The organism is Catenulispora rubra (genome assembly GCF_015356825.1).
In the GTDB taxonomy this organism is placed as follows: domain Bacteria; phylum Actinomycetota; class Actinomycetes; order Streptomycetales; family Catenulisporaceae; genus Catenulispora; species Catenulispora rubra.
Map to the genome: position 1 here is coordinate 73,702 of NZ_JAACYW010000004.1, position 15,952 is coordinate 89,653.

The following is a 15,952-nucleotide window of genomic DNA, read 5'->3' on the forward strand; positions in this document are numbered from 1 at the left end:
CTCTGCGGTCCCCGCCGGACCGCACCCGCTCGAACCGGGGGAACCTGACATGCCGATCGAAGTCGACGAGGACCGTCGGCTCGACGAGATCGCCGATGCCACCATCGCCATCGCTCAGGAGCGCGGCGTGAGCGCGGTTACCGTCCGCGCCGTCGCCGAACGCCTCGGTGGCTCCACCAGCGTCGTCACGAACTACATCCCCAATCGCCCCGCTCTGTTGATCAATGCGCTGCGCCATGTGGAGCGGGACTGGGAGACAGAGGCCAGCGAGGTGATAGCCGGCCTGACCGGCATCGAGCGGCTGCGCGCCTATGCTCGTTGGATGTGCAGCACCACCGCTGTCGACGAGGTGATGCGGCGCCTGCTGATGGAGTTCCTCAGCATCAACCCCGGCACCGCCCCGGAGGTCGAGCGGCTCCTGCCTCTTGACGCGCGCGACGACCGCCGTGAGCTCGGCGAAATCGTCGCCGAAGCCGGCATTCAGGATCCGGAGGTCGCCGCCGACGTCCTGCACCTGCTCTTCCGCGGGTTCTGGCTGTCGTCTCTGGAGGATCCGGAATCCTGGCCGGGCGATGCGGGGGCGCGCGCCGCCGTCGCGGTCATCGATCAGTTCGCACGCACCCGGCCCGATGTGCGGGCCGAATGACGGCTGCCCATTCATTGCCAGTCGGTGTGACGGGAAACGGCGGGCTGCTGGTCATCAATGACCAGCAGCCCGCCGTTCTGCTTGGCGATCCACAGGCGACGACGCCCGTCGGATCAAAGCTCACAGCCGCATGACGGGGGTGAGCCGAGGCGCACGGTCCTCGATGGCCTGGGCGGCGTCGAGGATGACGTCCTCGGTGAACTTCCCGCCGATGAGCTGCACCGACAGCGGCAGCCCGTCGGCCTCCCCGGCAGGGACCGTGACTGCGGGAAAGCCGAGCGCGGGCACTGAGATCATCGGCCACATGGCGTCGAACGCCTCCAGCGCGCGCTGCGGGTCGAGGATGTCAGCGTCCTGCTCGAGCGGCGGTTCGGCGGAGGCCGGGGTCAGCACCATCGTGTTGGCGCCGAGCATGGTCTGCAGCTGCGTGACAAGGGTTCCGCGACGCGCCCAGCCGTTGATGTAGGCCTCCAGATCAGGCGTTTCGCCCCAGTACTCGGCAGCCTTCTGACGCCCGTATTCCGAGCTCACACGGAACGCCTCATCTCCCAGCTCGTCGAACATCGGCCCGGCCGTCCTCATGTCCTCCCCGAGGAGCAGGTGCCAGAGTCGGGCCGCCTCGGCCAGCTGCGGCACGTCGGTCTCCTCGATCTCGTACCCGGCGTCGGCCAGCCAGGCGGCGGCCCGGTCGATCGCGGTGTTCACCGCCGCGTGCGGCTTGGCCATGCCGACGTCCCGGACGACGATGACGCGCGTCGGACCCGGAGCGGCGCCGATCCGGCGCACCGCGGCGGCGCCGAACGGATCCCGCAGGTCGGGGACGGCCATGGCGTACAGCGCGGCCCGGACGTCGGCGACGTTCCGGGCGAGCGGACCGTGGGTGACCCAGGTCTGGACGGTCAGCGGCATGTCCATCTCCGGCGCCCCCGGGGCGTCCAGATTCGGGACCAGGCCGACGGTGGGACGGATGCCGACGATCCCGCAGCAGGCAGCGGGGTATCGGATGGAGCCGCCGATGTCGTTGCCGTGGGCGACCGGCGTCATACCGGAGGCCACAGACGATGCGGCGCCGCCGCTTGAGCCGCCCGGGGTGCGGTCGGCGTCCCAGGGGTTGAGGGTACGGCCGTGCGCGTCGTTGGTCGCGAACCAGCGCAGCGACCAGGCCGGGGCGTTGCTCTTGCCGACGAACACCGCGCCGGCGTCGCGCAGAGCCGCGACGCAGGCCGCGTCGCCGTCGGCGACGGCGTCGGCCTGGGAGACCAACCCCAGGCTGCAGATCCGCCCCGCTTGATCGGTGTCGATCTTGGTGGAGACCGGGACCCCGTGCAGCGGGCCGAGGCGCTCGCCGGCCGCGACCGCCTGGTCGGCACGGCGCGCGTCGGCCAGCGCCTCCTCGGGCCGCACGTCTATCAGCGCATTGAGAACAGGGTTGACGGCCTCGATCCGGTCGAGGCAGGAGCGCATCACTTCCTCGGCGGAGAACGTCCGATCGCGGACCCCCGCGGTGATCTCGGTCGCCGACATCTCCCAGAACTGCATGTGTCCTCCTGTGGCCGGAGCTCCCGGCGAACGCCGAGTCAATTTAAAAACACACGTTATCTAAAACATGTCGACACCGCCACCGCAGCCCCGATCAGGCCATTCGCTCGGCTCGGCGCTCGACGAGCGTGCGGTAGGCGCGGGTCGTGCGTTCGACGTCGCCGGTAGCGACGAGATCGAACTGCAGGCCCACCACACCGCCGATGAACAGCGTCGCCTCGACCTCGGCCTCCTCGGCGGAGAGCCCCGCGGCCGCGTAGCGATCGATGAAGGCCTGGTGCCAGTCCCGGAACACCCGGTCGGCCAGCAGCGCGTCCGTCGAGCCGCGCCCCCGTTCCAGCAGGATCTCGAAGTCGAGCCGCAGCAGGTCCCGGTTGTCCAGGCACCACCGCCACGGCGAGAACAGGTCCCCTTCGGCGAACCGCTTCTCGACCTGGTCCCGCAGCCGCTGTTCGACCTCGGTCACCACGGCGTCCAGCAGCTGCTCCTTCGACCCGAAGTTGGTGACCAGCGGGTTCGTGCTCATGTCGAGCGCGGCCGCCAGCGATCTGAACGTCGCCTTCGCGATCCCGTGTTCGGCCAGGTGGTCGATGACCCGCTGCAGAAGTTCCTCCCGGGTCGCCAACGGCTTGCGTCCGCGCTGCGCCACTCCTTCGACCTCCACCTCTCTTGACCATAATAAAAACAAGCGTTATAAAAACATTCGTTATCACAACGATACCGCACCGCTACAGCCGGTGCGGCCCGCTGAGACGAGGAGGGAACGTGGCCGAGTACGCCAAGCTCTACATAGGCGGGTCGTGGGTCGATCCGGTCGGCACGGAGCGCCTCGACGTGATCGATTCGACCACCGAGGACGCCTTCGCGACGATCCCGGCCGGGGCCGCGGCCGACATCGACCGTGCGGTGGCCGCGGCCGAGAGCGCCTTCGGCTCCTGGTCCGCGGTGGCTCCGGCCGACCGCGCCGGGCATCTGCGGCAAGTGGCCGCAAGGCTCAAGGCCCGGCGGGAAGAGATCGCCGACATCGAGACCCGCGAGATCGGGATGCCGCGGCCGTTGTCGGCGGCGATGCAGGTCGAGATGGGGATCCGCGCGTTCGCCACCGCCGCCGACGTCGCCGAGACCTTCCCGTTCGAGGACCGCGGCGACAACTGGGTCCTCCGGGAGCCGATCGGCGTCGTCGGCGCCATCACGCCGTGGAACTACCCGCTCAACCAGATCGGCGCGAAAGTCGCCTACGCTCTGGCTGCCGGCTGCACGGTGGTCTTGAAACCCTCGGAGGTCGCCCCGCTCAGCGCCTTCGTGCTCGCCGAGATCATCGACGAGTGCGGATTCACCGCCGGCGCGTTCAACCTGGTCACCGGGGTCGGCCCGGTCGTCGGCGAAGCCCTCGCCGCGCACCCCGACGTGGACATGGTGTCCTTCACCGGGTCGAACGGGGCCGGGCGGCGAGTCGCTGAACTGGCCGGGCCGACGGTGAAGCGGGTCGCGCTGGAGTTGGGCGGCAAGTCCCCCAACGTCATCCTCGACGATGCCGACCTGCCGACGGCTGTCGCCGGCGGCGTGGCGTCCGCCTTCCTCAACTCCGGACAGACGTGCAGCGCTCTGACCCGCATGATCGTGCCCCGCGCGCACCTGGCCGAAGTCGAGCGGCTGGCCCGGAGCGCGGCCGAGTCGTTCACCGTCGGAGATCCTTTCGACGCGAGAACCCGCTTGGGGCCGCTGATCAGCGCGGTGCAGCGCGACAGGGTACGCGGCTACATCGTCAGGGGCCTCGCGGAAGGAGCCCGCCTCATCACCGGCGGAGCCGAGGCACCCGACGGGCTCGACCGCGGCTACTTCGTGCGGCCGACGGTGTTCTCCGACGTCACGCCGGACATGACGATCGCCCGAGAGGAGATCTTCGGGCCGGTGTTGGTCATCATCGCCTACGACACCGAGGACGAAGCCGTCGAGATCGCCAACGACACCGTCTACGGACTGGCGGCCGGCGTGTCCGGCAGCGAGCAGCGGGCGCACCGCGTCGCCCGACGGATCCGGGCCGGCCAGGTGCGGGTCAACGGTGAACGGCCCTCCTGGGACGCGCCGTTCGGCGGCTACAAGCAGTCCGGGCTCGGTCGCGAGCACGGCCGCTACGGCTTGGAGGAATTCCTCGAGGTCAAGGCCGTCTTCGCCGCCTAGGCCCGTTGACGCAATCGATCACGGGTGTTATAAAAACAGATGTTATTTAATGTGGACGGAAGGACTCCACCGATGCAGCCCATCGAGCACACGGCCGCCGTCGCCTGCCACCCCCTTGAACCGCTGTCGGCCGACGAGATCGAGGCGGCGGCCGCTCTTTTGAGAGCAGAACGTGGGCTGGGGGCGAGCGTCCAGTTCGTCTACATCACGCTGATGGAGCCGACCAAGGCCGTGCTGCGGGACCACCGCGACGGCGCCGTCGTCGACCGGCAGGCGTTCGTCGTCCTGCGTGACCGCGATGCGGGCACCGTGCACGAAGCCGTCGTATCGCTGAGCCGTCGCGAGACTCGATCGTGGCGCGAGGTCCCCGGGGTCCAGGCACCACTCACACCCGACGAGATCTCCGCCTACCGCGACATCGTGAAGAACGACCCGCGCTGGCAGGAAGCGATGCGCCAGCGCGGTGTCACCGAATTCGACCGGGTGCGGATGGACCCGTGGCCGGTCGGCTACCACGGACCGCAGGACGCCCCCGAGCAGGGACGGTTCCTGCACGCCCTGACTTGGGTGGGCAACGGAGAAGACGGCGACAACGCCTACGCCCGGCCGGTCGACGGGCTGATCGTCCGGTTCGACCTCGACCGGATGCAGGTGGTCGACGTCGAGGACCATGGCACCGTCCCCCTGGCGCCCCGGTCCGCGAACTACACGGCCGAAGGTATCAAGGCCGCGGACAACGTCCCGACCTTTCCCCAGGGTCCCAGGACCGATCTGCGTCCGGTCGACATCGCCCAGCCGGAGGGCCCGAGCTTCCAGGTCTCCAGGCACGAAGTCCGCTGGCAGCGCTGGCGGCTTCGGGTGGGCTTCACGCCGCGTGAGGGCCTGGTCCTGCACGACGTCTGCTACGAGGACAAGGGCGAGGTCCGCCCGATCCTGCACCGCGCGTCGCTGTCGGAGATGTTCGTCCCCTACGGCGACCCGTCGCCCATGCAGTTCCGCAAGAACGTCTTCGACGTCGGCGAGTTCGGCCTCGGGATCCTGGCCAACAGCCTCGAACTCGGCTGCGACTGTCTCGGGGAGATCCACTACTTCGACGGCTTCGTCAACGACAACCAGGGTCGGGCCGTGCGGATCCCCAACGCGATCTGCATGCACGAGGAGGACGGCGGCGTGCTGTGGAAGCACACCGATCTGCGGTCCGGGCATGCCGAGGTCCGGCGCTCCCGCCGCCTGGTGATCTCGATGTTCACCACCGTCGGGAACTACGACTACGGCTTCTTCTGGTACCTCTACCAGGACGGGACCATCGAGTACGAGGTGAAGCTGACCGGCATCATCACCAACGGGTCCGTGCCGGCGGGCGAACGGCCACGGTTCGGCACGCTGGTCGCGCCGGGCGTTTACGGCCCCAACCACCAGCACATCTTCTGCGCACGTCTGGACATGACCGTGGACGGTCCGCACAACTCGGTCGTCGAATGCGACTCGGTCCCCGTCGAGACCGGCCCGGACAACCCCTACGGCAACGCCTGGGAAGTCTCGCGCACACTCCTGCGACGGGAATCCGAAGCCCAGCGGCCCGCCAACACCGCCACTGCCCGCTTCTGGCGGATCGAGAACTCCGCCCGCCGCAACGCCGTCGGTGACCCCGTCGCCTACCGCCTGGAGCCCGGAGCCAGCACCCCGCCGCCCCAGCCGTCCGGCACGCACGCGCTCAACCGGGCCCAGTTCGCGACGAAGAACCTGTGGGTGACCGCCTACGACCCCGACGAACTGTTCGCAGCCGGCGCCTACCCGAACCAGCATCCAGGCGGCGCCGGCCTGCCCGAGTGGGTGCAGGCCGACCGGCCGCTGGAAGACACCGACCTCGTGGTGTGGCACACCTTCACCGCGCACCACGTGGTGCGTCCCGAGGACTGGCCGGTGATGCCGGTGAGCACCGTCGGGTTCATGCTCCGCCCCGACGGATTCTTCGACGGCAACCCGGCCCTGGACGTGCCCGCGTCCGCGAGCCACGCGCGCTCCGACCAGCCCAGCGCGTCCGGCTGCTGCCCGGCCGAGGCAGGTCACTGATGAGCAGCGGCCAGAAGCATCCAACCAGTGCCTACGAGTTCAACACGCTGCGCACCGCACTGGCAGACGGCATCCTCGAGATCGTCTTGAGCCGCCCAGGCACCCGCAATGCGATGAGTCACGAGATGGAGCGCGAGATCAGCGCCGCTCTGGACCGCGCGGAACTCGATCCCGACGTCGCGGCCGTCATGGTTCGCGGCGACGGAGAGATCTTCTCCGCAGGCCACGATCTGAAGGAGCAATACGGCGGCCGGCCGTTCACCGAGGAGGGCTTCCCCGAGGCCAGCCCCTCGATCCCGCCCACGCTCCCGCGAGCGTGGTACTTCCGCAAACCACTGATCAGCGGCGTCCACGGATACGTGGGCCCGGCGGCGATCGGATTGGTCGCCTGCTCCGACTTCATCATCGCGGCCACCGGCACGCGCTTCGGATGCGAGATGTACCGCGGACGCGGCGCCCGCCCGGCGATGGAGTGGCTGCCGCTGTACGTGCAGCTTCCGATGCGGGTCGTGGAGAAGCTGTTCCTGCTCGGCGGCTGGATGGACGCCGAACAGGCCCTGCAGTTCCAGTTCGTCCAGCGCGTCGTCCCCGAAGACGGACTCGCGAAGGAGACCCGGCGCTGGGCCGAACAGGCCGCGCTGATCCCGTCGGCGACGTTCGGGCATTCCAAGGACCAGATCCGGCGCGCCTACGAACTGCTCGGCCTCGCGGCGATCCCGGCCTCGCTGTCACGGCTGCGACCACCGGACAGTGCGCCGCGCGTGGACTTCGGCAAGGTGCTGGAGGAGCAGGGTCTGCGACAGGCGGTCCGGGCGCGCGACGCGGGTTTCGACGAGGACGTCGCGCGAGTCTGACGTTTCGAGGTCACGATCCCCGCGCAGGGCCGGTCAGCCCGATCCCAAGACCACGGAGCCAGACTCTGCGGTCCGCTCCGAACCACGACAAGGAAGGCAGAGCCGATGTACGCAACCCAGCACGCCGCCGAGCATCCGGACCAGGCGGCACTCATCATGTCCCCCAGCGGCGAGGTGGTGACCTACCGCTCCTACGAACAGCGGGCCAACCAGATCGCCCATCTCCTGCGCCGCCTGGGCCTGCGCCGCGGCGACCACATCGCGGTCCTGGACCGGAACACGCCCGCGATGCTCCTCGTCGAGGCGGCGGCCGGGCGCACCGGCTTGTACTACACGCTCGTGAACGCCCACCTCAACCCTGACGAGATGACCTACATCGTCGACAACTGTCAGGCAAAGGCGTTCTTCGCCGGCGCGTCTCTCTCGCAAGTCGCACAGGTGGTGGCCGAGCGCTGTCCGCGACTCGGGCACAAGGTCGTCATCGGAATCGATCCGGCCGACCCGGCGCCGTCGGGCGGCTGGGAGTCCCTGGACGCACTCGTCGCGGGGCTCCCCACCACGCCGATCGACGACGAGCAGCTCGGGGCCACAATGCACTACTCATCAGGAACGACCGGGCGGCCCAAAGGCATCCTGCGCCCGCCGCCCGAGATGAGCCCCGTGGACTCCCTCACCACCGTCGCCTTCAGACAGCAGCTGTTCGGCTTCCGCAAGGGCATGACATACCTGAACCCGGCGCCCCTGTACCACTCTGCGCCAGAGGTCGCCGTCTCCACGGCCCTGCGGACCGGGGGAACGGTCGTGGTGATGGAGCACTTCGAGCCCGAGCAGTGGCTCGCCCTGGTCGAACGCCACCGCGTCACGCACTGCTACCTGGTGCCGACCATGTTCCACCGGCTGCTCGCGCTCCCCGTGGAGGTTCGCAGCCGCTACGACGTGTCGTCGCTGGAGAGCGTGTTCCACAGCGCCGCGCCGTGCCCCGCGCCGGTGAAGCGGGCGATGATCGAGTGGCTGGGCCCGATCGTGAACGAGTCCTACGCCGCGACCGAGGCCTACGGCTTCACCCACTGCACATCCCGGGAGTGGCTGGCGCACCCCGGCACGGTCGGGCGCGCCGTGCGCGGCGAGATCGTCATCCGCGACGAGGCAGGACACGAGTGCCCGGCAGGCGTCGACGGGACGATCTGGTTCCGCGGGGCGACCAACTTCGAGTACTTCGGGGACCCGGACAAGACCCGGGCCAGCCGTGACGAGGACGGGCGGACGAGCACGGTCGGCGACGTGGGGCACGTCGACGAGGGCGGCCGACTGTACCTCACCGACCGCAAGTCGTACCTGATCATCACCGGCGGGGTCAACGTGTACCCCGCCGAGGCCGAGAACCTGCTGGCCACCCACCCCGCGGTGGCGGACGTGGCAGTGATCGGCGTTCCCCACGAGGACATGGGCGAGGAGGTGAAGGCGGTCGTCCAGGTGGCGCCCGGCCGCGTGCCCGACCCGGCCCTCGCCGACGAGCTCATCGCGTTCTGCCGCGAGCGGCTGGCGCACTTCAAGTGCCCGCGCAGCGTCGATTTCGTGGACGAACTCCCACGGCTGGCGACCGGCAAGCTCTACAAGCGGGCCCTGCGCGACCGCTACTGGGAAGGACACGCGACGCCGATCGGGTAGTCGGGACTCATGCGGCATCCAGAACACCCTGCAGGCGTCGTCTATGGAACCGGAGAAACGTAGGAATGACCGACACTTTCACGGCCATCGTCCTCGACACCGTCGACGGCGCGCCGACCGCGAGCTTCACCGAGCTGACCCTCGCCGACCTGCCGGAGCACGACGTGCTCGTGCAGGTCGAGTACTCGTCGCTGAACTACAAGGACGGCCTCGCGGTGTCCGGCAGGCAGAAGATCGCCCGCAGGCCTTCGCTGATCGCCGGCGCCGACCTGGCCGGCACCGTCGTGGAAAGCCTGGATCCGGATTGGGCGCCGGGCGACCGCGTGGTCGTCAACGGCTGGGGCCTGTCGGAGACACAGGCCGGCGGATACACCCGCTACCAGCGGGTCAAGCCCGAATGGCTGGTGCGCATCCCCGAGCAGTTCACCACGCAGCAGGCGATGGCGATCGGCACAGCCGGGTACACCGCGGCACTGTGCGTCGACGCGCTCGAGGCGTGGGGACGTCCCCTTGACGGAGAGGTCCTGGTCACCGGCGCCGCCGGCGGGGTCGGTTCGGTGTCGGTGGCTCTTCTGTCGGCCCTCGGCGCGCGAGTAGTCGCGGCGACTGGCCGGGAGTCGACACATGACTACCTGCTCGGCCTCGGCGCCGCGCGGATCATCGAGCGCGACGAGTTGGCAACTGCCGGCGCCCCTTTGCAGAAGGAGCAGTGGTCCGGGGCCATCGACGCCGTGGGCGGACGCATTCTCGTCAATGTCCTGTCGCAAGCGCGCTACGGCTCGGCCGTAGCCGCGTGCGGGCTGGCCGGCGGCAACACCATGCCGGATGCGACAGTGCTGCCACACATCCTGCGGGGCGTCGCGCTGATCGGCGTCGATTCGGTGATGGCACCTGTCGAGAAGCGGGAGGCGGCTTGGCGGCGGCTTGCCCGCGATCTCGACCCCGAGAAGCTGCTCACGCTGACCTCGACGGAACCGATGTCGAAGCTGCCCGAGTTGGCGGAAGCGATCCTGCGGGGCGAGGTTCGCGGCCGCGTCGTCATCGACGTCTCCGCCTGAGCAGTCGTGCCGGGAATGGACATGACGGCCGGCAGGGGATCGCCGGTTCTCCTGCTGGCCCAGCTCGCGGTGTTCTGGGCCGTGCCGACGCTGCACATGCTGCGGATCGTGGCAGTCGACCGGCTACCGGATCCAGACCTGGCGACCGACGCGGGCCATCTGGTGATGGGCGTTGGGATGACGGCGATGGTGCTCGGCCTCACGTCCGCGATCACGAGCGTGTCAGTGGGCGTATTCGCCGCTGTGGCAGTGGTGTTCGTGGTCCGTTGCGCACGAGCGCAGCGTGGCCATCACATTTCGAACGCGGTGATCGCGCTGGGCTTGTCCGCGATGGCCTTGATGTCTGCCGGGTCGCAATACCGGCCGGCACCGGTGGCGATCGCGATGTCAGCTGCCCTGACCATCTGTGCGATTGCCCAGGGCCGACAGCTGACCCGAGTCGGGAAGCAACGGTCCGAGCAGGCAGACACCGACTGGGACCGGGTTCTGGTCGTGGCACCTCATGCGAGCGAGTTGGTCATGACGTTGGCCATGGCAGCGATGGTGGCAGCGGGCTGACCGAAAGGTCGTGGTCATGGCTGCGTCAGTGACACGGACCTCACCTTTCCAGGACGAGGGCGATCCCCTGGCCGACGCCGATGCACAGGGAAGCGACGCCGACCCCACCTCCGACGGCCTGAAGTTGATGGGCGACGGTTCCGGCCAGGCGAGCACCGGACGCGCCGAGCGGGTGGCCGATGGCGATGGCGCCGCCGCGCGGGTTGAGCACCGCCGGATCGAGGGCCGGCCACTCGGCCAGGCAACCGAGAACCTGCGCAGCGAAGGCTTCGTTGAGCTCCAAGGTGGTCAGATCGGACATGCCGCGTCCCGCTTTGACCAGGGCCCGGTTGACGGCTTCGACCGGCGCCAAGCCGAAGTAGTGCGGTTCGATACCGGTGACAGCGCCTGCGACGATGCGTGCAAGCGGCTCCCGGCCCAGCCGCCGCAACCCAGCCTCGTCAGCCAGCAGCAGGGCGGCGGCACCGTCGTTGAGCGGAGAGGCGTTGCCGGCCGTAACGGTTCCGCCGTGGTCACGGAATGAGGGCTCCAGTCTGGCCATCGCGACAAGCGAGGCTTCGGGGCGCACACATTCGTCGCGGTCCACACGCACCGGGTCACCCTTGCGGCGCGGGACCGTGATCGGCACGATCTCGGCGTCGAACAGGCCCTTCTCCTGGGCTTCTGCGGCCTTGCCGTGACTGGCGAGAGCGAAGACGTCCTGCTGCTCGCGAGTGATGCCGTGCTTGTCCGCGATGAGCTCTGCGGATTCGCCCAGGGGGACTGTCCATTGCGGCTCCATGCTCGGATTGACCATGCGCCAGCCCAAGGCCGTGGAGTACAGCTCGGCATGCCCGGCGGGAAAAGCGCTCTCGCTTTTGAGAAGCACATAGGGCGCGCGGGTCATCGACTCGACGCCGCCGGCCACGACGACCGAGGCGTCACCCGTCGCGATCGCCCGCCCCGCCTGCACCACCGCTTCCAGCCCGGAGGCGCACAGCCGGTTGACCGTGACCCCAGGCACGGTGACCGGAAGGCCCGCCAGCAGTGCCGCCATGCGTCCGACGTTGCGGTTCTCCTCACCGGCACCGTTGGCGTTACCGAAGTAGACGTCGTCGATACCTCCCGGATCCAACGGCGGGGTGCGCGCCAGCAGTTCGCGGATCGCGTGGGCGGCGAGGTCGTCGGGCCGGACTGGCGCGAGCGCGCCGTTGTACTTACCGAACGGTGTGCGGACAGCGTCGACGATGTAGACGCCCGCGCTCACAGCGACGTTCCCAGTTGGAGGGGAGCCGCCGTGTGGTGCACGATCTCGTCGGCATCAGCCGAGCTCACCACCTTGTCCATTCGCCCGCCTCTTCGGTTGCGACTCATGCGTTCGCCTGATGAACTATCATTCACAGATCGTGGCACGGAGAGTCTGCTCCGCAGCACCGCACCTGTCAACGGCACACCGGCACGGTTTCGGCCCCTCCCCGACTCGCGAGGACGACGGATGCCCCTGAAGTCCGGCGGCGCGCCCGAAACCCCGGGCTGCCAATACCGCCGACGCCCCGACGGGCCCGCGCGCCGACTTCCCGCGAACGGTCGCGCAGCAGCGATCTGGTCCGGGCAACCGGCCTTGCTCGCTCACCGGTCGACCGCATCGCCACGACTCTCAGCTGGCTCGGATACCTCCACTCAAGCCGAGCTGGCCCGTGGCGGCGATACTGGTGAGGGTCACGTCGGAGTTTTCTCCGCCTTAGTCCCAATGCGACCTCGAACTCCGGTCCGGGACAGCTCTCGGCTGCGTGCTCGCCGCCAGTCGAAGATGGCGAGCACGAGGGCGAGCGCGATCACAGCCACGATCAGTAGCCCTCCACGCCGATAGGCCTCTTCGTACGACCCACCTTGCGTGAGGCCCGCGTAGAACTGCCACACCACCGCCGCGACGCCGGTCGAAGCGCCGAGGCGCTGCCCGGTTTGGTACAGCCCGCCGGCTGAGCCGGCTTGGGACACCGGCACCGCCGACAGGGTCAGCGACTGGTTGGGGGCCAGGAACATGCCACCGCCGATGCCGCCGATGCCGCCGATCACGAACGGCGCGATCGTCGCCCAGCCGGTGCCGCCGCCGTGGGTTGCGTCGACGGCCCATATGCCGCCCAGCATCCCGGCGCCGAGCAGCAGGAGCCCGGCTATCACCAGTTCCCGGCCGTACCGGGCGGCCCATCGCCCGGCCACCGGGCCTGTCGCGGCGGCCCCGAGGGCGAAGGGAGTCAGTGCCAGCCCTGCCTCCACGGCGCTGTAGTGATGGCCGAGTTGGAGAGTAAAGGTGTAGATGAAGAAGAACGGGGTGAGCGCCGCGAAGTACAACGTCACCGCGATCACGCCGATCGTGTATGAGCCGTTGCGGAACAGCTTCAGGTCGAGCACCGGGTCGGCGACGCGTCGTTCCCTGGCCACGAATCCGCCGATCACGGCTGCGGCGGCGGCCAGCAGCCACCAGCGCCACAGTGCCCAGCTGCTCTGGATGAAGGGCAGCAGCACCAGGACCACCGCTGTTCCGATCAGCAGCGATCCGGGAAGGTCCAGACTCGATCGTCGGCCTGGAGCAGGGCCGCGCCGCGGCAGCCATCGCAGGGCCAACGGAGTGAGCACGGCCCCAATGGGCACGTTGACGAAGAACACCGCCCGCCAGCCAAGGTCGGCCCCGAAGCCGCTGATCAAGGCTCCGCCCGCGACCGGGCCGACCGCCGAGGACACCGAAACGACCGAGGCAAAGTAGCCGAAGGCCCGGGCACGGTCAGCACCCTGGAACAGTTGCTGGATCGTGGCGCTGATCTGCGGGGTCAGCACCCCGCCGGCGGCGCCCTGCGCGATACGCGCCGCGACCAGGACGGCCATCGTCGGTGCCAGCGCGCACACGGCGCTGGCCGCGACGAAGCCGATCAGGCCGGCCACGAACAACCGACGGCGACCCAGCACGTCACCGACCCGGCCGGCCGGAACCAGCATCAGCCCGAACGCCAGGGTGTATCCGGAGAGCATCCACTGCTGGAGGCTGCCGGAGGCGTGCATGTGCTGCTTGATCGTGGGCAGGGCCACGTTGACGATCGTGACGTCCAGGAAGACGACGAACCCGCCGGCCATGCACACCGCCAGCGCGTACCTATGGAGACCCCGGCCCGAGCGCTGGGTCTTCGGCACACCCATATCCAAGTCGCATCTGGCACCCATCAGCAGCCCAAATCAGAGTACTTCAGTGGCAGTACATTCCGTCCAGGACGCCGTCGGTAGCCATGCCCACATCAGGAGTCCGCCCTGCGTACAACCGGGTCTCACGACGAGCTTTTGACGAGGGAATCTGGTGTCATGCCGCTCGGCCTAGCCAGCGCTCCGCGAGGCGCGATCCCATGACGGTCGCTCTCCTCGGGTTCGCCTCAACGGCAGTCGCTCCTGGCCAGCCGAGGATCACAAGCGCAGGCTGCCTCTTGGCTAGCGAGACCTACCTCCGCTACCGATCACACCGCGGACCGGAGCGCTCATCGGCGTCCGCCGCACACAAACAACGTTGAGGACGTCAACCGACAGCCCAACCGCCTGTGAGGTGAAGGCTGTCGGCGGCATGCCGCTATATCCGTCGGCCCAGGCCTGCCACCGCTACGATCCGGTCATGCGCCCGCGGCGCCGGCAACGAGAGGGAACGACGTGCCATACCTGGGTCGGATCAACATCACCGGACCGGAACCCGAAGTGGAACGCCGACAACATTTCGTTGACGCATTGTCCGCAGCCATGACCGAGGGATGGACATCGGTCTTCGCGGTCGCTCTCAGCACGGCCGACGTAATCGGTTCAGCGGCAGACCGGGTCCCACCCGTCCGCAAGGGACTCGAACACCATGTCATCTGCTACTCCGGCGGAGCGACAGTCACAGCCGTTCTGGACGGCGACGGCTTGGACTTCGAAGAAGCAGCGGCCGCACTCGCATCACTGGGGCGGCATCTGACGACCTGGAGTCCTGAACTGCTGCAGTACACGCTGCAACGAGTCGAGATCTCCCAGCTGGAGCAACGCTGGGACGATGAACACTGGCTGCCCCCGCTCGACCGCCCCTAGACGCTGCTGACAGTGTCACGGCAAATACGCGGCACAGCTCACCCGCGCGCAACCCGCTCAACCGCTTAGCCGCAGGTCAAAGGCGATGAGGGACGCAGTAGAGCAGGGGACTCATAGTCCCTTGGTCGTGGGTTCGAGTCCCTCACGCCCCACTTCTAACTTAAGAGCCCGTTGTCTTTCCGAACGGTCGGTGTGACTGTTCACGTTTTTGAGTGATCCGGCGGTGTTCCGCACATGAAAGCAGGGCCTCCTGCGTAGCTCCTGGTTGTCGAGACCAGAGCGCGAAGGAGGCCCTGTGCCCATGCTGGACGCTGTCGCTGCCGATGCCACCGGCCTGGGTGCGGTGGGCGTGTCGTGCGAGTGTCTGCCGTGCCGTTTCGGCAACGCAGCCGATCAGCCGCGGCGGTCAGCGACGTACCCGACGGATCAGACTGACGCGGCGTGGGCGCAGGTCAGGCAACTGATCCCGGTGCCGGCGTGGATGGTCGGCCGGGGCGGACGCCCGGAGGGCTACTGCCATCGGGTGATAGTCGACGCGATCCTGTACGTCGTGGACAACGGGATCAAACGGGATCAAATGGCGGGCGCTGCCGGTCGACTTTCCGGCGTGGGACGCGGTTTACCGGTTCTTCCGTCGCTGGCGCGACCAGGGTCTGACCGCCCTGCCGCACGACCGGCAGCGCCGCGCGGTCCGCGTCGCCGACGGCCGCGAGCCCGAACCCTCCGCTGCGGTCATCGATTCCCAGTCGCTGCGCGCCGCCGAGACTGTCGGCACCGAGCAGCGTGGCTACGACGCCGGGTAGAAGATCAACGGCACGAAGCGGCATATCGCCGTCGACACGCTCGGTCTGCTGCTGACCGTGCTGGTCACCGCCGCCTCGGTGTTCGACCGCGACGGCGCACAGCCGCTGCTGCGCCGCATGCGGATGCTGTGCCCGCGCGTGCGACACGTGTGGGCCGACGGCGGCTACGCCGGCGCGCTGATCGACTGGGCCGCACAACACCTGCGCCCACGCATCGAAGTCGTACGCCGCACCGAATCACAAGCCGGGTTCGCCGTCCTGCCCCGCCGCTGGGTCGTGGAGCGGACCTTGGCCTGGCTCACCCGCAGACGCCGCCTGGTGCGCGACTACGAACGGCTGGCACACACCCACGAGACGATGGTGCGCTGGGCGATGATCCCGCTCATGGCACACCGACTGACGAAACCGAACAAACCGCGAACGCCCGGAGCCCAAACACGTGATCCAGCCACGCTCGGCTTCGCGGCGGTGCCGGCGAAGATCGGTGGAGCGGGC

The 15,952-nt window shown here is 68.8% G+C and carries 12 protein-coding genes and 1 pseudogene; 9 read left to right on the top strand and 4 right to left on the bottom strand.

Annotated features, from left to right (window positions below):
* The first annotated feature begins 49 nt into the window (after positions 1-49).
* A complete protein-coding gene (locus GWK61_RS02925) occupies positions 50-646 on the top strand; it encodes a TetR/AcrR family transcriptional regulator (RefSeq protein WP_194904577.1) in 597 nt (198 codons plus the stop codon).
* A gap of 120 nt (positions 647-766) precedes the next feature.
* Here GWK61_RS02925 and GWK61_RS02930 read toward each other — a convergent pair whose 3' ends face one another.
* Both GWK61_RS02930 and GWK61_RS02935 read right to left on the bottom strand, forming a co-directional pair.
* Positions 767-2,185, bottom strand: coding sequence for an amidase (locus GWK61_RS02930; protein WP_194904579.1), 1,419 nt, complete (start codon positions 2,183-2,185; stop codon positions 767-769).
* 94 nt (positions 2,186-2,279) lie between these two features.
* The gene (locus GWK61_RS02935; RefSeq protein WP_194904580.1) at positions 2,280-2,849 is read right to left on the bottom strand and encodes a TetR/AcrR family transcriptional regulator; all 570 of its coding nucleotides are present in this window, start codon (positions 2,847-2,849) and stop codon (positions 2,280-2,282) included.
* Positions 2,850-2,950: 101 nt separating this feature from the next.
* On the opposite strand from GWK61_RS02935, the gene GWK61_RS02940 reads away from it, so the two are divergent.
* From GWK61_RS02940 to GWK61_RS02965, 6 genes are all read left to right on the top strand, one after another.
* Positions 2,951-4,366, top strand: a complete 1,416-nt coding sequence (locus GWK61_RS02940; RefSeq protein WP_194904583.1) for an aldehyde dehydrogenase family protein — start codon at positions 2,951-2,953, stop codon at positions 4,364-4,366.
* 72 nt (positions 4,367-4,438) lie between these two features.
* Positions 4,439-6,439, top strand: coding sequence for a primary-amine oxidase (locus GWK61_RS02945; RefSeq protein WP_194904585.1), 2,001 nt, complete (start codon positions 4,439-4,441; stop codon positions 6,437-6,439).
* The gene (locus tag GWK61_RS02950) at positions 6,439-7,293 is read left to right on the top strand and encodes an enoyl-CoA hydratase/isomerase family protein (protein WP_194904586.1); all 855 of its coding nucleotides are present in this window, start codon (positions 6,439-6,441) and stop codon (positions 7,291-7,293) included. Before GWK61_RS02945 ends, GWK61_RS02950 begins: the two co-directional genes overlap by 1 nt.
* A gap of 105 nt (positions 7,294-7,398) precedes the next feature.
* The gene (locus GWK61_RS02955) at positions 7,399-8,961 is read left to right on the top strand and encodes an AMP-binding protein (RefSeq protein WP_194904588.1); all 1,563 of its coding nucleotides are present in this window, start codon (positions 7,399-7,401) and stop codon (positions 8,959-8,961) included.
* A gap of 65 nt (positions 8,962-9,026) precedes the next feature.
* Complete coding sequence (locus GWK61_RS02960) at positions 9,027-10,019, top strand: MDR family oxidoreductase (protein WP_194904594.1); 993 nt, start codon at positions 9,027-9,029, stop codon at positions 10,017-10,019.
* Positions 10,020-10,034: 15 nt separating this feature from the next.
* Entirely contained in the window at positions 10,035-10,577 is a 543-nt protein-coding gene (locus tag GWK61_RS02965) for a DUF5134 domain-containing protein (protein WP_194904596.1), read from the top strand.
* A 40-nt stretch (positions 10,578-10,617) separates the two neighbouring features.
* On the opposite strand, the gene GWK61_RS02970 is transcribed toward GWK61_RS02965, so the two are convergent.
* Both GWK61_RS02970 and GWK61_RS02975 read right to left on the bottom strand, forming a co-directional pair.
* Complete coding sequence (locus GWK61_RS02970; RefSeq protein WP_194904598.1) at positions 10,618-11,823, bottom strand: thiolase family protein; 1,206 nt, start codon at positions 11,821-11,823, stop codon at positions 10,618-10,620.
* A gap of 452 nt (positions 11,824-12,275) precedes the next feature.
* Positions 12,276-13,742 carry an MFS transporter gene (locus tag GWK61_RS02975; RefSeq protein ID WP_194904600.1) on the bottom strand — a complete coding sequence of 489 codons (1,467 nt, stop codon included), beginning with the start codon at positions 13,740-13,742 and terminating at the stop codon, positions 12,276-12,278.
* Between the two features lie 501 nt (positions 13,743-14,243).
* Here GWK61_RS02975 and GWK61_RS02980 point away from each other — a divergent pair.
* Both GWK61_RS02980 and GWK61_RS61480 read left to right on the top strand, forming a co-directional pair.
* A complete protein-coding gene (locus GWK61_RS02980; protein WP_194904602.1) occupies positions 14,244-14,654 on the top strand; it encodes a hypothetical protein in 411 nt (136 codons plus the stop codon).
* A gap of 301 nt (positions 14,655-14,955) precedes the next feature.
* A pseudogene (locus tag GWK61_RS61480) lies at positions 14,956-15,856 on the top strand (IS5 family transposase); the annotation flags it as partial.
* Between the last annotated feature and the right edge of the window lie 96 nt (positions 15,857-15,952).